The sequence below is a fragment of the Anabaena catenula FACHB-362 genome (assembly GCF_014698735.1).
In the GTDB taxonomy this organism is placed as follows: domain Bacteria; phylum Cyanobacteriota; class Cyanobacteriia; order Cyanobacteriales; family Nostocaceae; genus Anabaena; species Anabaena variabilis_A.
Genome location: NZ_JACJTQ010000018.1, coordinates 84,901 through 104,903, shown reverse-complemented (window position 1 = coordinate 104,903; position 20,003 = coordinate 84,901). Strand labels below are relative to the sequence as shown.

General features: G+C 40.4%; 22 protein-coding genes and 2 pseudogenes. 11 read left to right on the top strand and 13 right to left on the bottom strand.

Going from position 1 to position 20,003, the window contains the following annotated elements; all coding sequences use genetic code 11:
- Both H6G68_RS13565 and H6G68_RS13560 read left to right on the top strand, forming a co-directional pair.
- On the top strand, positions 1 to 426 hold the full coding sequence (locus H6G68_RS13565) for an ATP-binding protein (RefSeq protein WP_190720059.1): 426 nt from the start codon (positions 1 to 3) through the stop codon (positions 424 to 426).
- A 291-nt stretch (positions 427 to 717) separates the two neighbouring features.
- On the top strand, positions 718 to 1,158 hold the full coding sequence (locus H6G68_RS13560; RefSeq protein ID WP_190907117.1) for a hypothetical protein: 441 nt from the start codon (positions 718 to 720) through the stop codon (positions 1,156 to 1,158).
- Here the strand turns inward: H6G68_RS13560 and H6G68_RS13555 are convergent.
- On the bottom strand, positions 1,155 to 1,604 hold the full coding sequence (locus H6G68_RS13555; RefSeq protein ID WP_190907116.1) for a nuclear transport factor 2 family protein: 450 nt from the start codon (positions 1,602 to 1,604) through the stop codon (positions 1,155 to 1,157). The two genes, H6G68_RS13560 and H6G68_RS13555, sit on opposite strands and share 4 nt — an antisense overlap.
- A gap of 236 nt (positions 1,605 to 1,840) precedes the next feature.
- Positions 1,841 to 2,359: an orange carotenoid protein N-terminal domain-containing protein gene (locus tag H6G68_RS13550; protein WP_190907115.1), complete on the bottom strand. Its 519-nt coding sequence runs from the start codon at positions 2,357 to 2,359 to the stop codon at positions 1,841 to 1,843.
- Positions 2,360 to 2,669: 310 nt separating this feature from the next.
- Here H6G68_RS13550 and queG point away from each other — a divergent pair, with 310 nt between their 5' ends.
- Positions 2,670 to 3,644, top strand: a complete 975-nt coding sequence (queG, locus tag H6G68_RS13545; RefSeq protein WP_190907114.1) for a tRNA epoxyqueuosine(34) reductase QueG — start codon at positions 2,670 to 2,672, stop codon at positions 3,642 to 3,644.
- Positions 3,619 to 4,254, top strand: a complete 636-nt coding sequence (locus H6G68_RS13540; protein ID WP_190907113.1) for an HAD-IA family hydrolase — start codon at positions 3,619 to 3,621, stop codon at positions 4,252 to 4,254. The genes queG and H6G68_RS13540 overlap by 26 nt, the downstream gene beginning before the upstream one ends.
- A gap of 88 nt (positions 4,255 to 4,342) precedes the next feature.
- Here the strand turns inward: H6G68_RS13540 and H6G68_RS13535 are convergent, their stop codons facing one another.
- From H6G68_RS13535 to H6G68_RS13515, 5 genes are all read right to left on the bottom strand, one after another.
- Positions 4,343 to 5,110, bottom strand: coding sequence for a lysophospholipid acyltransferase family protein (locus H6G68_RS13535; RefSeq protein WP_190907140.1), 768 nt, complete (start codon positions 5,108 to 5,110; stop codon positions 4,343 to 4,345).
- Positions 5,111 to 5,224: 114 nt separating this feature from the next.
- A complete protein-coding gene (gene tadA, locus H6G68_RS13530; protein ID WP_206757408.1) occupies positions 5,225 to 5,716 on the bottom strand; it encodes a tRNA adenosine(34) deaminase TadA in 492 nt (163 codons plus the stop codon).
- A 65-nt stretch (positions 5,717 to 5,781) separates the two neighbouring features.
- The gene (gene grxC / locus H6G68_RS13525) at positions 5,782 to 6,105 is read right to left on the bottom strand and encodes a glutaredoxin 3 (RefSeq protein ID WP_190907112.1); all 324 of its coding nucleotides are present in this window, start codon (positions 6,103 to 6,105) and stop codon (positions 5,782 to 5,784) included.
- A 45-nt stretch (positions 6,106 to 6,150) separates the two neighbouring features.
- Positions 6,151 to 6,816 (bottom strand): hypothetical protein, encoded by a 666-nt coding sequence (locus H6G68_RS13520; RefSeq protein ID WP_190907111.1) that lies wholly within the window; start codon positions 6,814 to 6,816, stop codon positions 6,151 to 6,153.
- A gap of 300 nt (positions 6,817 to 7,116) precedes the next feature.
- Entirely contained in the window at positions 7,117 to 11,091 is a 3,975-nt protein-coding gene (locus tag H6G68_RS13515; RefSeq protein WP_339327860.1) for a Calx-beta domain-containing protein, read from the bottom strand.
- Positions 11,092 to 11,366: 275 nt separating this feature from the next.
- Between H6G68_RS13515 and glpX the strand changes: the two genes are divergently transcribed.
- Both glpX and H6G68_RS13505 read left to right on the top strand, forming a co-directional pair.
- Complete coding sequence (glpX, locus tag H6G68_RS13510) at positions 11,367 to 12,404, top strand: class II fructose-bisphosphatase (protein ID WP_190907138.1); 1,038 nt, start codon at positions 11,367 to 11,369, stop codon at positions 12,402 to 12,404.
- A gap of 122 nt (positions 12,405 to 12,526) precedes the next feature.
- Positions 12,527 to 13,813: a glutamyl-tRNA reductase gene (locus tag H6G68_RS13505; RefSeq protein WP_190907109.1), complete on the top strand. Its 1,287-nt coding sequence runs from the start codon at positions 12,527 to 12,529 to the stop codon at positions 13,811 to 13,813.
- A gap of 92 nt (positions 13,814 to 13,905) precedes the next feature.
- Here H6G68_RS13505 and H6G68_RS13500 read toward each other — a convergent pair whose 3' ends face one another.
- The 6 genes and pseudogenes from H6G68_RS13500 to H6G68_RS13475 all read right to left on the bottom strand — a co-directional run bounded on the left by H6G68_RS13500 (position 13,906) and on the right by H6G68_RS13475 (position 16,779).
- The gene (locus H6G68_RS13500; protein ID WP_016950201.1) at positions 13,906 to 14,130 is read right to left on the bottom strand and encodes a type II toxin-antitoxin system HicB family antitoxin; all 225 of its coding nucleotides are present in this window, start codon (positions 14,128 to 14,130) and stop codon (positions 13,906 to 13,908) included.
- Complete coding sequence (locus H6G68_RS13495; RefSeq protein ID WP_190907108.1) at positions 14,123 to 14,353, bottom strand: type II toxin-antitoxin system HicA family toxin; 231 nt, start codon at positions 14,351 to 14,353, stop codon at positions 14,123 to 14,125. The genes H6G68_RS13500 and H6G68_RS13495 overlap by 8 nt, the downstream gene beginning before the upstream one ends.
- Positions 14,337 to 14,534: pseudogene (locus H6G68_RS13490) on the bottom strand (ABC transporter ATP-binding protein C-terminal domain-containing protein); the annotation flags it as partial. The gene H6G68_RS13495 and the pseudogene H6G68_RS13490, both read right to left, overlap by 17 nt.
- A complete protein-coding gene (locus H6G68_RS13485; protein ID WP_190907107.1) occupies positions 14,535 to 15,308 on the bottom strand; it encodes an ABC transporter ATP-binding protein in 774 nt (257 codons plus the stop codon). It lies immediately after the preceding pseudogene.
- A gap of 60 nt (positions 15,309 to 15,368) precedes the next feature.
- Positions 15,369 to 16,502 (bottom strand): branched-chain amino acid ABC transporter permease, encoded by a 1,134-nt coding sequence (locus H6G68_RS13480; protein ID WP_190907106.1) that lies wholly within the window; start codon positions 16,500 to 16,502, stop codon positions 15,369 to 15,371.
- A gap of 85 nt (positions 16,503 to 16,587) precedes the next feature.
- Complete coding sequence (locus tag H6G68_RS13475; protein WP_190907105.1) at positions 16,588 to 16,779, bottom strand: hypothetical protein; 192 nt, start codon at positions 16,777 to 16,779, stop codon at positions 16,588 to 16,590.
- 8 nt (positions 16,780 to 16,787) lie between these two features.
- On the opposite strand from H6G68_RS13475, the gene H6G68_RS13470 reads away from it, so the two are divergent.
- The 5 genes and pseudogenes from H6G68_RS13470 (at position 16,788) to H6G68_RS13450 (ending at position 20,000) form a co-directional block, all read left to right on the top strand.
- A complete protein-coding gene (locus H6G68_RS13470; RefSeq protein ID WP_190907104.1) occupies positions 16,788 to 16,985 on the top strand; it encodes a hypothetical protein in 198 nt (65 codons plus the stop codon).
- Positions 16,986 to 17,030: 45 nt separating this feature from the next.
- Positions 17,031 to 17,291 carry a cytotoxic translational repressor of toxin-antitoxin stability system gene (locus H6G68_RS13465; RefSeq protein ID WP_190907103.1) on the top strand — a complete coding sequence of 87 codons (261 nt, stop codon included), beginning with the start codon at positions 17,031 to 17,033 and terminating at the stop codon, positions 17,289 to 17,291.
- 325 nt (positions 17,292 to 17,616) lie between these two features.
- A complete protein-coding gene (locus H6G68_RS13460; RefSeq protein ID WP_190907102.1) occupies positions 17,617 to 19,203 on the top strand; it encodes a glucose-6-phosphate isomerase in 1,587 nt (528 codons plus the stop codon).
- Between the two features lie 126 nt (positions 19,204 to 19,329).
- A complete protein-coding gene (locus H6G68_RS13455; RefSeq protein WP_071187914.1) occupies positions 19,330 to 19,641 on the top strand; it encodes a hypothetical protein in 312 nt (103 codons plus the stop codon).
- Positions 19,638 to 20,000, top strand: a pseudogene (locus tag H6G68_RS13450) (aspartyl protease). Before H6G68_RS13455 ends, H6G68_RS13450 begins: the two are co-directional and overlap by 4 nt.
- The last annotated feature ends 3 nt before the right edge of the window (positions 20,001 to 20,003 follow it).

The window sequence follows — 20,003 nt, the reverse complement described above, 5'->3', positions numbered from 1 at the left end:
ATGAAAAGTGAGCTTCACGTACCAAGTGATTTGAGTTTCGTAAACATCGTCGAAACTTGGTTGCTGGGATGCTTGAAAATCCAACTAGGAGAATCTGTGGATTGGTCAGAGCAATCAGGTCGTTTGCGGCTGGCGTTGGTGGAAGCATACTCCAATGTAGTACGTCATGCTCACAAAGACAAGCCAAATTTGCCAGTGTTATTGCGTCTGGAACTAAAAGACCGTGAGCTATCCATCGAAGTTTGGGACTATGGAGAAGGCTTTGATATGTCCACTTATTTTGCACCCAATCCCACAGAAAAGCAAGAAGGTGGTTATGGGTGGCTGATTATGAATCGCCTGATGGATAAGGTAGAGTATAAGTTGCAAGTTAATGGTGCTAATTGTCTCAAGCTAGAAGCAACTCTACCAAAATTAGTAAAATAGCCCAAAACCATTTACCTTTTTACCCAGGGTGTATGATTAATCTTTTGTCAAAATAGGGTGCAATATCGAAAATTCATCGATTTATCCAATTAATTTCTGATCAATTTATTTGTATAGATTTAAGAAACATATTAAGAATTATTAAGTAATTTAATAACTTTTGCTAAATTTATTTGCTTTATCAGTGTTATTTATCAAATAATTTATTTAAAGGCTATTAAAGGCTAATTCCATAGTCTTGAAATTCCTTTTGGGTAATAGAAATCTTGAAATTAATACCAAATTTATACTATGCAACCTTTATTTTGTTTGTCGCCTCGCTATCGTCTTGATGATGAATCACCCTGGTTACAAGGAATTGATCCCAGTCGTCATTACTGGATTGCGGTGAATGGAGAGAAAAAGGTTACATTGGCTCTTCCTGGGTTAATAGTCTCTTCTTTTGATGAATTCAAAGAAGTGATCCGCAAATTTCGCTCTCTACAACCTGGGGAGATGATGAGTTTGGCTAGAGTTTCCAGCCGTTGTATGATTCGCTGCATTTCTCCTAACTGTTTTGCTCTAGAAAGTAGAATCAATGATGCTCCTGTATGGCATCTTTTTGATCAGGAAACTTTAGATAGTCTGTTAATGACAGCACATCCAGATTGGCAATGTTCGCCATCAGACGTTGAGCTAGGAAGAAGATTGTTATTGCGTTCTTTAGAGCAAACTATTGCTACTAAAGGTTAAATGATTTCTGAAGTAATTGTATATTCTTTGTCAGGTGGACGCAAAGAAAGTAACTCTTTCCCAGAGGCTAAGAGTTTGATGTGAGTGTCTAAAATTTCCCCTTGTTGGTTAAGGATAAACAGCCAGAGAACATTGACACCGCACCAAGAAGTTTGTACTTTTCCTGTTACTTGGATTTGGATATAGTTATCTGGCAGGTTTTCGGTAATTCCTTGACGGGGTTCAGCTTTGATGTCTTGGGCTTCTTGTTGTAAGTATGCAGCGATCGCATCTCTTCCCACAATACCCGACTCAAATGGTGGGTGCATCACACCATCTTCAGCAAATAACGCAGCAGTAGCTGTAAAGTCTCCAGCGTTTAAAGTGGAAAAATAACGGAGGATACTGGTTTCTGTAATTCCTTCAATCTTAAATTCTGTTGACAGCGAAAATTCAGCAGATGTCATAGCCGTTTTAGATTTTGGATTGGGGATTTTTAATAAAGAATAGTCCCCAGAGAAGTACCTGAGAACTATTCATTCAGACATTGAGGTTGGAAGGATATCAAAATAATTCGTAATTTCAGAAAGTAATGCCTTATTGGAGGCTTAAGGCTTACAGGTACTGATTTAGACCCTTGTAAAAAAATTAGGTATGGACAAGGGATAATTAAATCCGCAAATTACGAATTTTTTAAACTTGCTTAGTCAGCCAGAGGATCAACACCCATGTCAGCAACTACTTTCCGCAGTACTGTGATTTGTTGACCAAAATCTAATTGCTTGAGTGTTTCTAACACTTGTGCGCCATCACGAGAGATTTGATAACCTGCTGGCACAGGAATAACCAATCCTTTCACCATTAATTCTGATAACTCGTACCAGAAAGCTAACTTTGTATTGACACTGAAAATACCGTAAGCACGAGAAACTTGTGAATTTCGTTGAGCAGCCAAGTCCCGCATTACTTCTAACTGCTCTGCATGAGACATCTGTTGAATTTGATTCAAAAGACCTTCGGCTAGTTGCAAACGTGCAGCGCCTGTAGCGGCTGGGGTGATGGAACGACCCATCTCTGTGTATGCATACCAAAGTACAGCTAGTTGATCATCCACGCTGAGGGCTTTGAATACAGCAGTGGTTGAAGCCACAGCATCACTCTGGATGCCGTAGTTAAAAGCTTTAGGAAAGCGGGTTGAAGCTGAATCAGAAGTGAATGTCATATTGTCACCACAATTTATTAACTCAATCAGCTGTTAACTAGTGGGAGGTTTGCATCACTCTGGGTTGCTTGACCTCTTGAGAACTATTGTGCATTATTTCTTAACAATTTCACATTAATATTTACATATAGTTTCATTAACAAAATCTAATAAATATAGGACTCCTAAATGATTCCTGAAAAATATTAAGTAGTGTAGGGTGGGCATTGCCCACCCTACGTATAGTTCAAAAATCAAATAGGAGTCCTATATATTAAATTTATGATGTATAATCACCGTCAACTTACTGGCAGAATTCGGAATCAGAAAAATGAATGATTGTGCCTCAACCAGCAGCAGTGTGGTGAAAGAAAAAGCCAGGGAGTTAGGTTTTCATCAAGTTGGTATTACATCTGTAGATGGAGTAGATGCGACAGAAGTACAAAGGCTGCAAGCTTGGATGGAACTTGGTTATCATGGTGATATGGAATGGATGGCTAACCCCAAGCGCCAAGATATTCGTTTAGTAATGCCAGAAGTGCGATCGCTTGTCTGTGTGGCTCTAAATTATTACACACCCGATCAACGTCCCGAAGGTGAAGAATACGCTAAAATTTCTCGTTATGGCTGGGGACGTGATTATCATAAGGTGTTGCACAAGAAACTCAAGCAATTAGCTACCTGGTTAAAATCATTGGATGAAGGTGTAAAAGCTAGATATTACGCAGATACAGGACCAGTGCAAGATAAAGTTTGGGCGCAAAAAGCAGGGATTGGTTGGATTGCTAAAAATGGTAATATAATTACGCGAGAGTATGGTTCGTGGGTATTTTTGGGAGAAGTATTGACTAATATAGAACTAGAGAGCGATCGCCCAGCCACACAACATTGTGGAACTTGTACCCGTTGTTTAGAGGCTTGTCCTACTGGTGCAATTACCGAACCATTTGTAGTAGATGCCAATCGCTGTATCGCCTATCATACCATTGAAAACCGGGCAGAAACATTGCCGGAAACCCTTACACCTCATTTACAGGGATGGGTTGCAGGTTGTGATATCTGCCAAGATGTATGTCCTTGGAATCAGCGTTTTGCTAAGGTTAGTGATGTAACAGATTTTCGCCCTTATGCTGGGAATTTAGCACCCAAGCTGGTAGAATTAGCGCAAATCTCAGATCAGGAGTGGGATAGACAATTTACAGCATCAGCCTTACGACGGATTAAACCTGAAATGTTACGACGGAATGCTCGTGCTAATCTTGATGCATCTAGGCTAAAGAATGACTCAGAAAGTAATAATATTTGATTTTGACGGTACAATTGCTGATACAGTTGACGCACTTGTAACTCTTGCTAATCGTTTAGCTTTAGAGTTCGGTTATGTACAAATCACTCCTAATGAACTTGCTCTTTTGAGGAATTTAACCTCTAGAGAAATTATTAAATATTCAGGTATCTCTCTGTTTAGAATACCTTTTTTAGTAAAAAAGGTTAAATCAGAATTAAAGGACAAAATCAAAGATTTCCAGCCTATACCTGGAATGAAAGAAGTTTTAATAGAACTAAAAAATCAAGATTTTCGGCTGGGAATTATTACTTCTAACTCTCAAGAAAATGTTACCGAATTTCTTAATTGTCATGATTTAGGTTATCTTTTTGAATTTATCCATTCGGGAGTAACAATTTTTGGTAAAACCACAATTATTAATAATGTATTAAGGCAGAGACAAATTAAACCTCAATCTGTGATTTATGTAGGAGATGAAACCAGAGATATCGAAGCTTCAAAAAAAGCTAATATTAAGGTGATTGCTGTGACTTGGGGATTTAATTCAGCAGAAGCATTATTGAAGCAAAAGCCAGACTTTTTAATTGATCATCCCAGTGAGTTATTAGAGATAATCAAAAATTGTTAAATAATTCGTAATTCGTTATAATGCCTACGGCAGGCTACCGCCAACGTAATTCGTAATTAAGTTGATTTTCTTTCGTCGGCTTACTTAATTAAGAATTGGTAATTTCAACAAAGCTGCTACAGGATATTTCTGATTGTTGATGGGTTAATTGTTGCAATTTATTTGTTAAATCTGCCGTGAGACGTTTAGCACCTTTTTTTAAACTCCCATTCATATAATCTGTAACTTGAATGGGTTCGCCAATATGCAAGTTCACATCTGTACCCCAATTGGGATAAGATTGACTGTAATTGATGCCAACGGGTATTATTTTTACTCCTAAGCCTGGGTGACTAGATTCAGCACTTAAAGCCAAACGTGCAGTTCCCGACTTTAAAGGTTGAACTTTGTGATCACGATAAATTCCGCCTTCGGGAAAAATAACTAACATTTCTCCCTCTGCCATTAACTCTACTGCATGACGCAGAGTTGTGATCGCCGGACGTTGAATATCAACCGGGAAACCTCCCATCCGTAGAACGAACCAGCCTTGTAATCCTTGGCACTCAGTGCTAGTCGTCATAAATCGCATATCTCTACCAGTGACACAACGACCTGTCGCGTAAGGTAACAATAACGAATCCCAGCGAGAACGATGGGTAGGTGCAAGAATTATCGGCCCGTGTTTGGGGATATTTTCTTGTCCGGTGATGTTAATGTGACCAAAAAATAATGGTAAAACGACGTTACGTCCCAAACAATACGCAAGAGGAGTTAACCAAGGAGAAACCCGTGAAGTACTAGAAACCACCTGATGGTTTACAGGTGTATTTGTTAATTGGGATTGAGAGGTATGAGAATCAGAGTAAATTTCCATCATGACGGTGGCTGGTAGTTAGCGGGTAGAATGTGACGCAAACTGGATTATGTCCACCGTATATTTTCTTGAGTAACTTGTGTCTTGCGATCTGGACAGTTTAACCTTTGTCTGTTAATTTTTCGGTCGCCGTTTATTTGCAAACCAAGTCTGCAATTGCAGCCGACAGGCTGATTCTAGAATACCTCCAACTACTTGCAGACGGTGATTAGAAGCAGGACTATCAGGGATGTTGATAACAGTACGAATTGCGCCAGTTTTGGTATCGTCTACTCCATAGACAATCGTTGCCAAACGTGCATGAGCGATCGCACCCGCACACATCGGGCAAGGTTCTAGAGTGACGTAAAGAGTACATTGATGCAAACGCCAACTTTGCAAATTTTTTGCAGCAGCCCGAATTGCGATAATTTCTGCGTGGGCGGTGGGGTCTTTGTCCCGTTCTTTTCTGTTTTCCCCTTCAGCGATTAATTTGCCATCTGGGTCAATAATCACGGCTCCCACGGGAACTTCACCCGCTTCTCCTGCTATTTGTGCTAATTCTAGGGCGTGATTCATCCATTGACGGTGTTTTAAATATTCTGGTGGTAATTGGTCATTGGTCATTGGTCATTGGTCATTGGTCATTGGTCATTGGTCATTGGTCATTGGTAAACTTTCTTTCCTATTGCCTATTGCCTATTCCCTGACTCCTGAATTAACAAGGAATCGAGTTGACCTTTTGTATCCATTGCATACAGGTCATCACAACCGCCAACGTGTTGGTTATTAATGAAAATCTGGGGGACGCTGCGGCGACCATTGGCGCGTTCTGCCATGTTGGCTCTGGCTGTTTCGTCACCGTCAATTTTGTATTCGGTGAATTTTACGCCTTTCCACCACAGCAGCAGTTTGGCGCGAATGCAGTAAGGGCAGGTTTGCCAGGTATATATTTCTACGTTGGCTTGAACGCGCTCAGGGTGGCGATTTAATAAAGAGTTGAGAAAGTTGAGCATAAAGAAACATCATTCAACACATTAATTCTGATCTTATAACTTTACTCACTCCTGGGTAATTGATCCTCTTTGCCTCATTAAGGACTTACGAAACCTCCGAACGCCCCAAAATCCTCCTAAAAAGACTACCGTTGCTGTAGAGGGAGAAAAATCAAAAGGAACTGGAGTAGCATCAAAATTACTAATGGTTAAATAACCATAGCCACCTGTATTAGTGTTACTAGATACCCAAAATCCAAAGGTGTCTCCATTGACTAATGGAATCTTTATTGGAGCAGCACTTGTTTCTACTGGAATAGTTCCCAAAGTAGTGTAAGTGCTATTTACAAAATATCCTGCTTCATCATCTGGAAAACTATCAAGAGAATCATAAGCCCAGCGAAAACTAATATTACCAGCACTAGCAGATGTAATATTAATAAGCCAATCAATTCTTACTGTTTTAGTTCCCAAAGTATTTCCGGTGTAACCAGGAGAATCATTATTATCAGGACCAAAAATGATCCCCTCACCTGCGGCTGCATTAGAGGTATTTAAGTTGTTTGCTTCAGTTATGTTTCCACTACTAGAAGTAGAAGTTAAAGTAAAGTTATTGACATCAAAAGCACCTGTAAATCCGCTTAATGCAAATGCAGATTTCACATTTCCTAAAGTTAGAGCGATCGCACTACTAAAACCAATCATAGAATATGCAAATGTTTTCAACAGCATTATTTCAAAGTCTCCTCATTACTATTTAGTCTTGATGAACATACAAATGATGCAAGTAAACTCATACATATAGGACTTACGCAAAAACTCTCCCAAACTCCTATTCCTCTGTGTCCTCTGCGGTTCGTTTCTTCATGATGAAAGCGTAAGTCCTGACATAATTAGGGTAAATCAGAGCAGATAAATCAGTAATAACGAACCAAATTTCTCTATCTGATACACCCTATCAAGATCAACTCAGCATTAGCACAATATCCTTAATATTAGTATTTTCACTAGTACTTAGGATATCATTAAACACTAAATGAGAGAAGTAGCAAAGTAGTTATTTGCTGTTAAAGCTCCAACATTAGAGGGCGCGCCGATCATGCCAGTTACTTCGATTACTAAATCGTTATTGGCATTAAATCCAGCAGTACCATCATTGACAGATAGATACAAACGAGAAGTCCGACCTGAACCTGTAGTAAAGAACACTGCTTCATTAGCACCCACACCTGAACCAGAATTAGCAGCAGTATAGGCGGCTGTGACTGCGGATACACCAATGGAAGTAGCTACAGAACCAAGATTAAATACTGAACCTGGGATAAAACCAACATTAATGCGATCGCCTTCACCAGGATTAAAACTGCGGATGGCATCCCGTCCAGTAAGTAAAGAATCAGTCAACGCATTATAAACAAATCTATCAGCACCGCCTTGACCATCTAATACGTCCGCCCCTACTAAACCCTTTAAGGTATCATTTGTACCTGCACCTGACAGAATATCGTTACCTGTAGTACCGATCAGATTTAGTCCACCACTCAAACCATCATCATTAATGATAGTTGCTGTTCCTTGAGCCTTAGAAATGACTGTTCCACCTGTAGCATTACTGATGTTAAGGAACAATGTTTCATCAGATTCACTTACCACATCTCCCACTATGGGAACTGCGACATTTAAAACAGTTGTTCCTGGTAAGAAGGTCAAAGTACCAGTGGTAGCTGTATAGTCTGAACCCGCAATTGCAGTTCCATTGGCTGTGGAATAATTTACTGTTACCTGTTGTCCATTTACAGCAGAAAGACCAACTTGGAACAGTAAGTTTTTAGTCCCACTGTTACCCTCTACTACATTAGTATTCACAACACTCAAGGTAACTGGAAGATCATTATCTACAATTGTTCCTACCGCAGTATTTTTAGCGATCGTTCCATTACCTGCACCTGTGAGAACCATAGAGAAAGTTTCATTAGATTCATAGATAGTATCTCCCAGGATTTCCACATCTATGGTTTTGCTAGTTTCTCCAGGATTGAAGAACAAAGTTCCACTGTTGGCTGTGTAATCATATCCAGCAAAGGCAGTACCATCCACAGTGGCATAGTTCACTAATGCAGGTTGGGCATTAATTGGATCAGTCAAACTCACAGTAAATGACATAATTTGACTGCCACTATTCCCTTCCGTAATAGTCTGGTTGGCTATGGTAAACACAGCTTGGTCAACGAGGTCAATGGTGAAGGTTTGACTGTAAATAGCACCTTGAGCATCAATCGATTGAACTGTCAAGTCATGGCTGGTCTTCGTTTCATAATCCAACAAACTACCATTAGCAACTACCAAATCAGTACCAGAGATAGCAAAACGACCGCCAGCATTATCTAACAAACTCAAAGTCAAATTATCACTGGCAGAGACTAGAGAACCAATCACTGTTCCCGTGCTGCTGTTTTCGGCAACCCTGATATTACTCGTAAAGAAGATATCTTGAGTAACAAGATTATCAATCAGATCCTGGTCTTCTTCGTTAGAACTCACATTCAGGACATTGAATATACTGTCCAGATTATTAGGAGCGATCCCTTGAACAGTTATTGTTTTGGATTGACCTGCTTCGATATCACCCAAGTTAGCTGTTAATAATTTGTTGGCATCAATACTACCTATGTTGGTTACTAGATTAGTCAGACTTTCTGCTAAGTTGCCTTTGAGTATTACCGCAAAATCAGACTCTTCTACCCAAGTACCATCAGGTTTTTGCACCCGCACTTGCACATTATCAGTAATATTAGTCCAGTCAGCCGACATCAACATCCAGTCACGATTACTGCCATCAGCATTACTAGTGATTTCAAAGCTACTTATGGGACGAGAAGGAGCAGAACCGATTAAGTCAATTCTACCAGAATTGAAATTGATTTTAGCTCCTACAGTAACGGTTTTGAACAGAAGATTCACGCTTCTCCAAGCAGAAGCAAAATCGTTAGATGTGGAATTATCCTTCACATAGGATAGATAGTAGTTTACAGATGAAAGAGTCCTACCTCCAATGTAGTCAACTGAGTTTGGTACGCGAACCCCGATGCTACCAGAGGAAGTAATACCGAAGTGGTTTTCTTCATAAAGTCTGAATGGAAAGAACCCCAAATAGTAAACTGTAAAGTTTCCAGCCTTCAAAGTCGCATTGCCATACAAGAACCCATCCAGTGCCTCAACGTTACCACTGAGGGAATACATATTATTTGTCCAGTCTAAATCTACATTTTTAAAATCTTTAGTGTCAGGGAAAGGAGGTGTATCATCATCAACAATGGTAACTACAGCTTGATTCTTAACGATAGAAAACCGAGTATTGTTGGTAATATTAGTAATTCTGACAAAGAAATTCTCGTTTTTTTCACTTACATTGTCAGGGTTAATGGGTATGACAATATTACCTTCTGTGGCATAGGCAGGAATAGTAATACTTCCTGAACTAGCTGTGAAATCATTAAGTAAGTTAGAAGAAGTAGCTGTATTATCGGCTGTTATGTAGGAGACAATAATCGGATTAGAACTGGTATTTTGGAGGGAAACTTTTACAACTGCATTTTTAGTACCACCTGTTCCTTCGATAACTTCTAAATCGTTAACGGAAATGAATACTGTATCATCGTTAACGATAGTTCCTGTGGCAGAACTGGAACTTGCTAAGTTGTATTCCAACCTATCCTGAAGAGTTAAAGTTACAGTTTCATTCGGTTCAGAAATCCTATCAAACGTAGGATCAACTCTAATTGTAGTAGTTCTTTTTCCTGCGGGAATCACTACAGAATTGCCTATAAGACTATAGTCTTGTCCATTGATAGCAGTACCGCTAATAGTGTAGTAGACCGTTAAAGGAGTAGTAATTTCTCCAGTACGACTGACAGTATAGACAAGATTGGGAGAGCCATCTTCGTTAACGGAGTTGGTTGTAGCAACAATAGAAATATTTGCTGGATCATCATCAATGATAGTTCCTGTAACTCTTTGTATTCCTTGTTCTACACCATTTACTACACTGATAATATCTATGGAGAAGGTTTCATTACCTTCACTCAAAATATCATTCAGAATGGTGATTGGGGTGGTGACAGTGGTTGATCCGGCTGGGATAACCAGTGTATCAACAACGTTGTAGTCTATTCCTCTGGAAGCACTTCCACCAAACAGCCCCAACTTAACAGTGACATCTTTGAAGAAAGGCTCAGATAATGTGGCTCTAAGAGTGGCACTACCAGCATTTTCACTCAAAGAAATGGACGATAGAGACAATGATACAAGGGGAGTATCATCATAGAGAATTGTACTTATGGCTGTGGCTGTGGTGATGCTAGTGTTATTAGTGGGATTACTCAGTGTAACGGTAAAGTTTTCATCCTGTTCAAGAGTCTTATCTCCACTGACATTGATAGTAATTACTTTGGAAATTTCACCTGATGCAAAGTTGATAGTTCCAGTAGGTAAAGTACCGCCAAAGTCAGCCGCATTAGCAGGATTAGCACCACTACCTGTGATGGCAAAATTGACTGCACTTGCTCTCCTAACGTTTCCAGTTCTGGTGACAGTGAATGTAAAGGGAGTATTACCACTGTTACGTTCATACTGACTGATATTAACTGGGGCGATCGCTAATGTGGGTGCAGGATCATCATCACGAATAACTGCGGTAGCAGTGGGATTGCTAATACTACCATTAGTAGGATTAATTAATGTAACTGAGAAAGATTCATCAGACTCAAGTACAGTTTCACCACTAACATTCACAGCAATAGTTTTAGAAACTTCACCTGGGTTAAAGGTAACTGTTCCAGTAGGTAGAACACCACCAAAATCTCCTGCATCTGCCTGACTACCACCAATACCTGCAATAGCAAAATCCGCTGTACTAATACCAGTTGTATCTCCAGTTCTAGTTACAGTGAAGGTAAAGGGAGTATTACCATTGTCTCCTTCAAGCTGGGCAGTAGTTACTGATGCAATAGATAATCGGAAAGGCTTGAGAAAGTGAAGAGGGACTTTTCTATCAATAAATTTATACTAAGCATCTAGTTTTAGGTTGGCTCTATCCGCATCTATGCCCTGGGTTCACAACAATGAATCCTAATATTTGTCTAGCTGACCGCAACCCTAGTCGCAAAACTTAACACAGGGTTTCGGCAAGACTTTTTTCCATCTGTATCCGCACTTTGGTAGACTTGAAAACTGAAATAGCCGATAAAAAGACGCTAAAACAAGCAATTGAAAGGGTAGATACTGTGGAAAATACACTTGGGCTAGAGATTATTGAAGTAGTAGAGCAAGCAGCGATCGCTTCCTCAAAGTGGATGGGTAAAGGTGAAAAGAACATTGCTGACCAAGTAGCAGTGGAAGCTATGCGCGAACGGATGAACAAAATCCATATGCGTGGCCGCATCGTCATCGGTGAAGGCGAACGCGACGAAGCCCCCATGCTCTACATTGGTGAAGAAGTAGGTATCTGTACCCAAGCAGATGCAAAAAATTTCTGTAACCCTGATGAACTTGTAGAAATTGACATCGCTGTTGACCCCTGCGAAGGTACTAACCTGGTTGCTTATGGTCAAAATGGCTCAATGGCAGTTTTGGCAATTTCCGAAAAAGGCGGTTTATTTGCTGCTCCTGACTTCTACATGAAGAAACTCGCTGCACCACCAGCAGCTAAAGGTAAAGTTGATATCAACAAATCTGCTACAGAAAACCTGAAAATCCTTTCTGAGTGCTTAAACCGTGCTGTTGAAGAATTGGTGGTCGTAGTGATGGATCGTCCCCGTCACAAAGACCTAATTCAAGAAATTCGCACCGCTGGAGCAAGAGTAAGACTGATCAGCGATGGTGACGTTTCTGCCGCTATCTGTTGCGCTTTTGCTGGTACTAATATTCATGCGTTAATGGGTATCGGTGCTGCACCCGAAGGTGTAATTTCTGCCGCTGCTTTACGTTGCTTGGGTGGACACTTCCAAGGACAATTGATTTATGATCCAGCTGTAGTCCAAACAGGTTTGATTGGTGAAAGCAGAGAAGGTAATCTTGCCCGTTTAAATGAAATGGGTATTACTGATGGAGACAAGGTTTATAACGCTGACGAATTAGCTTCTGGTGAAACCGTGCTATTCGCTGGTTGTGGTATCACTCCTGGAACTCTCATGGATGGTGTGCGCTTCTTCCACGGTGGTATTAGAACCCAAAGCTTGGTTATTTCTAGCCAATCCAAAACCGCTCGGTTTGTGGATACAGTTCACTTGGTTGACGAACCCCAGGTTATTCAACTTCGTTAGAAACTGGTGATTGGTGATAGGTGATTGGTGATTGGGGAAGAGAAAAAACTATTACCCATTACCAATTACCCATTACCAATTACCCATTGCCAATTACCCATTACCAATTACCAATTTAAAAAATGAATATTGCAGTGGTGGGGTTAAGCCATAAAACAGCCCCTGTAGAAGTTAGAGAAAAGCTGAGTATTCCCGAACCTCAAACCGAAAGTGCGATCGCTCATCTTCTCAGTTATCCTCATATTGATGAAGTAGCTATCCTCAGCACCTGTAACCGTTTGGAAATTTACATTGTTAGCAGTGAAATTACCCAAGGTCTTCAGGAAGTTACTCAGTTTTTGTCGGAATATAGTAAATTGCCTGTTGTGTCTCTGCGACAGCACCTGTTTATGTTGCTGCATAATGACGCAGTGACTCATATGATGCGGGTTTCCGCTGGATTAGATAGTCTTGTTCTGGGTGAAGGTCAAATTCTGGCTCAGGTGAAAAATACTCACAAACTGGGACAGCAATACAACGGTATAAAAACAATTTTAAATCGCTTATTTAAACAAGCTTTGACAGCAGGTAAGCGGGTTCGTACTGAAACCAGCATTGGTACTGGTGCAGTCTCAATTAGTTCGGCGGCTGTAGAATTAGCACAGATTAAAGTAGAAAATTTATCTACTTACCGTATCTGTATTCTCGGTGCTGGGAAAATGTCCCGATTATTGGTACAACACCTAATTTCTAAAGGTGCAAACCAAATTAGTATTGTTAATCGTTCCCGTCAACGTCCTGAGGAATTGGCGAAGTTGTTCCCAGAACAACCAATCCAAATCCATTTGCTTCCGGAAATGATGACAGTAGTTGCCGCAAGTGATATTGTCTTTACTAGCACTTCTGCAACCGAGCCAATTCTAGATCGTGCTAAGTTAGAAATGGTTTTAGAACCTAGTCAACGGTTGATGCTATTTGATATTTCTGTACCTCGTAATGTCGATGCAGATGTGAATGACTTAGCTAATGTGCAAGCATTTAATGTGGATGATTTGAAGGCTGTTGTCGCCCAAAATTACGAAAGTCGCCGGAAAATGGCACAGGAAGCCGAAAAAATTCTAGATGAAGAAGTGGAAGCTTTTGATGTCTGGTGGCGTAGTTTGGAAACTGTATCTACAATTAGTTCTTTACGGAATAAAATCGAAACTATCCGTGAACAAGAACTAGAAAAGGCTTTGTCCCGCTTAGGTTCAGAATTTGGTGAGAAGCATCAAGAAGTGATAGAGGCTTTAACCAGAGGGATTGTTAATAAAATTTTACATGACCCGATGGTGCAGTTACGCGCACAGCAAGATGTGGAAGCTAGACGAAATTGTATGCAGACTCTGCAAATGTTATTTAACTTAGACGCAGGGGAGCAATTTAGCTGAAATCTCCAGGAAGCAGGAGTCAGGTGAGAAAGGGGAGGCAGGGGGAGAATTACCTTATTCTCAGTCTCCATATCCCCATATCCCTGTCTCTATTAAGCCGCTTTTAATGACTTTCCTAATATTTGCGGTTCTGGTAAAGGTTGTCCATCTTCTAAATAAGATGAAATCAGCATTTCTAACACTTCTTGAGCATTTTTTAAAGCTTCCTCATAAGTGTCTCCATGAGTATGACAAAACTCTCCCCATTCAGGAAGACTTACTACAAAACATTTGTCTTCTTCTGACCATTGAATAATTATCGTGTAATGATTATTCATTCTGTTCTTCCTGTTGAGCTTTTTTGATTTCTTCTATTCTTTTGATTGCATTATTAACGTCTTTCTCTTGGTATTCTTTAGCATCTTTTCCATCATTACCTGATATAGTAACTCTCCCAGATAACAAGGGATGATACCAGTTAGTGTGACTACCTTTTCCAGTACGACAAGTAAACCCTGATTGAAGTAATAAACTTTTCAGTTCTCTAATTTTCTTGGGCATATCTAATATAACTATATTGTCCCAAATAAGCTTCTAAAACTTTGGCATCTTTTTGAATTTCTGAGGGAGTAACGACAGCTAAATTTTGCCCTTCTGCTAATACCCAAACGCGATGGGCTACGCCGCGCCAGAGGCGAACGCACAAGGACATAATTACATCCATATTATGCTCAATAATTAATTATTGTCCCAAATAAGCTTCTAAAACTTTGGCATCTTTTTGAATTTCTGCGGGAGTACCGACAGCTAAATTTTGCCCTTCTGCTAATACCCAAACGCGATCGCACAAGGACATAATTACATCCATATTATGCTCAATAATTAAAAATGTTAGACCGTCTTCCCTGTTCCACTTGAGAATGCGATCGCAGATATCATCAATTAATCGCGGATTTACCCCCGCTGCTGGTTCATCTAACAAGATTAACTTGGGATTAGTCATCAAAGCCCTTCCCATTTCTAGCAGTTTCCGTTGTCCCCCAGACAAACAACCAGCATAATCATTGGCTTTTTTTTCTAACCCCACAGACTCTAATAAAAACATCGCTCGTTCCTTTAGCTGCCTTTCTTCTTGAACGACAGCGTGGGGTTGGAATTGTGCTTGCCAAAAATTTTCACCGATTTGTTTTTGCGCTGCTAACAGCATATTTTCTAACACCGATAACCGCGAAAGAGTCCGCGCTACTTGAAAGGTGCGAATTAATCCTTGCTGGGCGATTTTGTATGGTTGCAAATTCTGAATAGGTTCACCATCAAAAATCACTCTTCCCTGATCAGGATGGATAAAATTGGAAAGTAAATTAAATAACGTAGTTTTACCAGCACCATTGGGGCCAATTAATCCAGTAATGCGGCCTTTCTCAACTTCAATATTCGCATCTTTAACGGCTTGGATACCACCAAAACTTTTACAAAGTCCAGTAGCTGCTAATAGGGGAAGTTGGTTATTTACCATAATGAATTTATTTGCAATTTTTTCGGTTTTTCTTAACAGTTATGAATGACTAATGACTAATCACTTACCAAGAGTGAGTTCTTCCTTTTTCCCTAATATACCTTGAGGTCGCCAAATCATAAGTACCATCAGAATTAAACCGATAAACATGACGCGGAATGCACCAATGCGTTCTACATCTAAGGGGACGATTTTTGGTAAAAATTCTCGTGTCAGGGCATCATAAGCAAAGTAAATTACTGCACCTACGATTGTACCGACATTGTTGCCAGAACCGCCTAAAATCACCATAATCCAAGCATCAAAGGTGAGTTGGGGTTGAAAGTTATCAGGGTAAATGGCGCTGAGTTGCCAAGCGAAGAAAGCACCAGCAATACCTGCGATCGCACCGCCTAACATTAATGATTGTAGTTTATACCAAAAAACGTTTTTCCCCAGTGCTTTGGGAATTTCTTCATCTTCACGGATAGCTTTAAGAATTCTACCCCAAGGCGATCGCACTAAAATTTCTAACCGCCAAAATACAAAGGCCAGTACCAACAACGCTAAAAGCATCAAACCCGCTTTAGGGTTGTAGTTATAAAGTCCCGTCACACCAGAAACATAAATTGCTAATGTCAACAATCCCAGGATGATACCCACTCCTATGCGGGATAAAAATTCTTGTTTGCTACTGTTAGTTTTAGCTACATCGTTACTTAGGGATGTTTTCGCTGATTTTACCCAGCGTCCTAAATAAAAAATAGTGACAATTCCTAACAGGGTAAGTACCCCAATCATTAGCAGTCGCAAAAATAAACTGGGAGTTTCATTCCAGGGGATGGCATAACTTTGGATACCAAACGTTCCAGCTACCCAAGTATCTCCCACAGGTAACTCCTGATTATTCACAACCAAGCGTATCACTTCCCCTGTCCCAATTGTGACAATTGATAAATAATCTTCCCGTAAGCGCAGAGTCGCAAAACCAATCACTAAACCCAACAAAGCCGCAACAATTGCCCCTGCGATCGCTGAAAATAATAAGGGTACACCTTTTAAACTTAACAAGACAGCGGTGTATGCTCCCAAAGTCATAAAAGCAATATGACCGAAGTTAATTAACCCTGTAAAGCCCCACTGCAAATTCAGCCCTAGTGCAAACAGGGCAAAGGTTGCGGTAGAAATAGCCAGAAAAATCAGATATTCAATCATAATTTAGTTATTGGTCATTGGTGATTGGTCATTGGTGATTGGTGATTGGTCATTGGTGATTGGTCATTGGGAATAGGTAATTAAGTTATTCTTCATTTTCTCCGCGTCCCCGTGTCCCCCCATCACCGCGTCTCCGCGTCTCCCCATCACCGCGTCTCCGCGTCTCCCATGCAGGCGAATAGATTGTAGTGTAACTTGGGTATTGTCGGAGATTGCTGTAAATCATTGCTATTCTGGTGGAAAAAGTATTTTTATTAGATAGAGTGTTGATCGTCATTAAATTTTATGAATTTACTGCGAATTAGAATGCATCATCTGATTGAGCAATTAGCTGATGAGGATTTACAGACCGCTTGGGAACTAGTCCAAGCTGTATATTTTGACTCTTATATGCTTAAAAGTATGGAACAAGTCAAGTCATTGCAGCAACCGTGGGATATATTAACCCATGACGAGGCGATACGATTATTAATGTTCCTCTAAGTTTAGACATCAAAGTTAGCAAAAAAATAAATTTGGTGAGCAAGAGTGAATCTGGAAGTGCGTTATGCTAGGTCTTTTCTAATCGACCTGAAAAGTTTAGAAGCCGTTGCTTATGAACGGGTGTATGATTTTGTCTTTGTTGAGTGTGCCGCACATAAGTGGCAGTTGCATGGCCTACCAGAATTGCGACAGCTTGATGAACAAGGTATTTTTTATCGCTTTACCATAGATAATTATCTTATTGGCATAGAAATCAGGGGTGAACTAGTCAAATTTTTGCGTGTAGTCCCGATGCCCGATGTCTAAGCTGGAGACTGGGGGGATGGGGAGATGGAGGGATGCGGGGACGCGGAGATGAGGACACGGAGATGGGGGGACACGGGGACGCGGGGACGCGGAGACAGGGAGAAAATCAAGAATAACTTAATTACGAATTACGTTGGCGATAGCCTGCCGTAGGCACTATTACGAATTACGAATTACGAATTACGAATTACGAATCACCTTCTAACTGTTCCCCCTTCGCCGTTCCTTATTGTCTCTTAAATGTAAACTGTATAAGACAAAGCAGGGATCGCCAGAACCATACATTAAACTGGTGTTTGACCAATATATTTGAGATTTCCCTCTTATGGATGCTAAGGCACTTTGGCAACGATACCAAGATTGGTTATATTTCCACGAGGGATTGGGACTGTATCTAGATATTAGCCGGATGCGGTTTGATGATGCCTTTGTAGAATCGTTGCAGCCGAAGTTTGACAAAGCGTTTGCGGACATGGCGGAACTGGAAAAAGGTGCGATCGCAAATCCAGATGAAAACCGCATGGTAGGACATTACTGGTTGCGGAATCCAGATTTAGCACCCACTCCAGAACTGACGCAAGAAATTGTCCAAACCTTAGAACAAATCGAAGCTTTTGCGGAAAAAGTACACACTGGTGCTATTCATCCGCCTAAGTCTAGCCGCTTCACCGATATTATTTCTATAGGCATTGGTGGTTCTGCTTTGGGGCCACAATTTGTCGCTGAAGCCCTCGCACCTGATTTTCCTCCGCTCAAAATTCACTTTATCGACAATTCCGATCCCGCAGGAATTGATCGGGTTCTCTCCCAACTACAAAACCATCTTTCCAGCACTTTGGTATTGGTGATTTCCAAATCTGGAGGAACACCCGAACCTCGCAACGGCATGATTGAGGTGAAAAAAGCCTACGCAGGACAAAATTTAGAATTTGCTAAATATGCAGTCGCTATTACTGGTGCAGATAGCAACCTGGATAAGGTAGCAAAATCAGAAAATTGGTTAGCCCGGTTTTCGATGTATGACTGGGTAGGTGGACGTACCTCGGAAATGTCTTCTGTAGGGCTAGTTCCTGCGGCATTACAGGGCATTGATGTGCGTGCCATGCTGGATGGTGCAAAAGAAATGGATGACGCTACCCGCGTCGCTAATCTCAAAAATAACCCAGCCGCTTTATTAGCCCTTGCTTGGTATTTCTCTGGAAATGGCAAAGGTGAAAAAGATATGGTTGTTCTTCCTTACAAAGACAGCTTGTTGCTATTTAGCCGCTATTTGCAACAACTGGTAATGGAATCTTTGGGTAAGGAAAAAGATTTAGACGGGAAAACCGTTTATCAAGGTATTGCTGTTTATGGTAACAAAGGTTCAACTGACCAACACGCTTATGTACAGCAGTTGCGGGAAGGTGTACCCAATTTCTTTGCTACCTTGATAGAAGTTTTGGAAGATCGTCAAGGTAAATCGATAGAAGTTGATCCTGGTGTGACTTCTGGTGATTATTTATCTGGTTTCTTGTTAGGAACTCGTCAAGCACTGTATGAGAATAACCGTGATTCGATTACAGTCAGCATTCCTCAAGTTAATGCTCGTACTGTTGGGGCGTTAATTGCTTTGTATGAAAGGGCTGTAGGTTTATATGCCAGTTTAGTAAATGTCAACGCTTATCACCAACCAGGTGTAGAAGCTGGTAAAAAGGCCGCTGCTGTTATTCTCGATTTACAAAAACGAGTTTTGGAAGTTTTGCAAAAAGAGCAAAAAGCACTTTCTATTACTGAAGTTGCTGATAAAGCCGGTGTTGCTGATGAAGTTGAAGCGGTTTACAAAATTCTTCGTCATTTACACGCTAATAATCGCGGTGTAGTGTTAACTGGTGATTTAGCTAAACCTGGTAGTTTAACTGTTTCTCTCGGTTAATAAAATTATCTTTGTTAATTAAATCCTCGATTTCTTTAGGAAGTCGGGGATTTTGTTTTTGTATAATTTTGATGTTGAGATGATTATTTGTTATTATTAACATAGTTGTAAAAAGCGAGTACAAATATGTTAACGTCAGAACAACCGAGAAGAAGAGGAAGAATTTTTCCTGAATTGACTTTATCACCAGAAGAGTTAGCTAAACGTAAAGCAGAAAAAGAAGCCTTTCATAAACGTTGTCGGGCAATTTTTGAGCGTGTCCGTCCTGAGTTGATAAAAGACCATTATAACTGGTATATTGCCGTAGAACCGGATAGCGGCGATTATTTCATTGATCAAGATATAGAAGTTGCTAGTCAGCAAGCACGGGATAAACACCCTCATGCTGTACATTGTATGTTTCGGTTAAATGAAATTGGGGCAGTTGGCAGAATATGATACAGGGTTATTTCGGTGATGGGGGGCAGCTATTTTTTGAAATTGATTTGATTAATGCTGATGGTTTAAACTTACCTGTAGAGACAATGTTAGATACTGGCTTTACAGGGTTTCTAGCTATTAATAAACAAGATTTAGAATCACTAGATTGGCAGTTCATTCGTGACCAAGAATTGATAACAGCACAGGGATTAAAATCTTTTGATCTTTATTCTGGTAAGGTTATTTGAGATAATCAAGAGTATGACATTCCTGTTTATGCTGGAGATGAATTGACGGAGATTTTATTGGGTTCAGCGTGGTTAGAGTTTTTGCCTTTGGTGGTGAATTTTCAAGCTGGTGTTTTGACTTTGGGATGAGTT

Excerpts from the sequence above, each read along its gene's own strand:
- H6G68_RS13555 (WP_190907116.1), bottom strand. The coding sequence starts at position 1,604 with ATGACATCTGCTGAATTTTCGCTGTCAACAGAATTTAAGATTGAAGGA.
- H6G68_RS13475 (WP_190907105.1), bottom strand. The coding sequence starts at position 16,779 with ATGACGATCAACACTCTATCTAATAAAAATACTTTTTCCACCAGAATA.
- H6G68_RS13565 (WP_190720059.1), top strand. The coding sequence starts at position 1 with ATGAAAAGTGAGCTTCACGTACCAAGTGATTTGAGTTTCGTAAACATC.
- queG (WP_190907114.1), top strand. The coding sequence starts at position 2,670 with ATGAATGATTGTGCCTCAACCAGCAGCAGTGTGGTGAAAGAAAAAGCC.
- H6G68_RS13520 (WP_190907111.1), bottom strand. The coding sequence starts at position 6,816 with ATGCTGTTGAAAACATTTGCATATTCTATGATTGGTTTTAGTAGTGCG.
- H6G68_RS13560 (WP_190907117.1), top strand. The coding sequence starts at position 718 with ATGCAACCTTTATTTTGTTTGTCGCCTCGCTATCGTCTTGATGATGAA.
- H6G68_RS13500 (WP_016950201.1), bottom strand. The coding sequence starts at position 14,130 with ATGAATAATCATTACACGATAATTATTCAATGGTCAGAAGAAGACAAA.
- H6G68_RS13535 (WP_190907140.1), bottom strand. The coding sequence starts at position 5,110 with ATGGAAATTTACTCTGATTCTCATACCTCTCAATCCCAATTAACAAAT.
- H6G68_RS13460 (WP_190907102.1), top strand. The coding sequence starts at position 17,617 with ATGGATGCTAAGGCACTTTGGCAACGATACCAAGATTGGTTATATTTC.
- H6G68_RS13470 (WP_190907104.1), top strand. The coding sequence starts at position 16,788 with ATGAATTTACTGCGAATTAGAATGCATCATCTGATTGAGCAATTAGCT.
- H6G68_RS13505 (WP_190907109.1), top strand. The coding sequence starts at position 12,527 with ATGAATATTGCAGTGGTGGGGTTAAGCCATAAAACAGCCCCTGTAGAA.
- H6G68_RS13455 (WP_071187914.1), top strand. The coding sequence starts at position 19,330 with ATGTTAACGTCAGAACAACCGAGAAGAAGAGGAAGAATTTTTCCTGAA.
- H6G68_RS13540 (WP_190907113.1), top strand. The coding sequence starts at position 3,619 with ATGACTCAGAAAGTAATAATATTTGATTTTGACGGTACAATTGCTGAT.
- H6G68_RS13480 (WP_190907106.1), bottom strand. The coding sequence starts at position 16,502 with ATGATTGAATATCTGATTTTTCTGGCTATTTCTACCGCAACCTTTGCC.
- H6G68_RS13495 (WP_190907108.1), bottom strand. The coding sequence starts at position 14,353 with ATGCCCAAGAAAATTAGAGAACTGAAAAGTTTATTACTTCAATCAGGG.
- tadA (WP_206757408.1), bottom strand. The coding sequence starts at position 5,716 with ATGACCAATGACCAATTACCACCAGAATATTTAAAACACCGTCAATGG.
- grxC (WP_190907112.1), bottom strand. The coding sequence starts at position 6,105 with ATGCTCAACTTTCTCAACTCTTTATTAAATCGCCACCCTGAGCGCGTT.
- H6G68_RS13550 (WP_190907115.1), bottom strand. The coding sequence starts at position 2,359 with ATGACATTCACTTCTGATTCAGCTTCAACCCGCTTTCCTAAAGCTTTT.
- H6G68_RS13485 (WP_190907107.1), bottom strand. The coding sequence starts at position 15,308 with ATGGTAAATAACCAACTTCCCCTATTAGCAGCTACTGGACTTTGTAAA.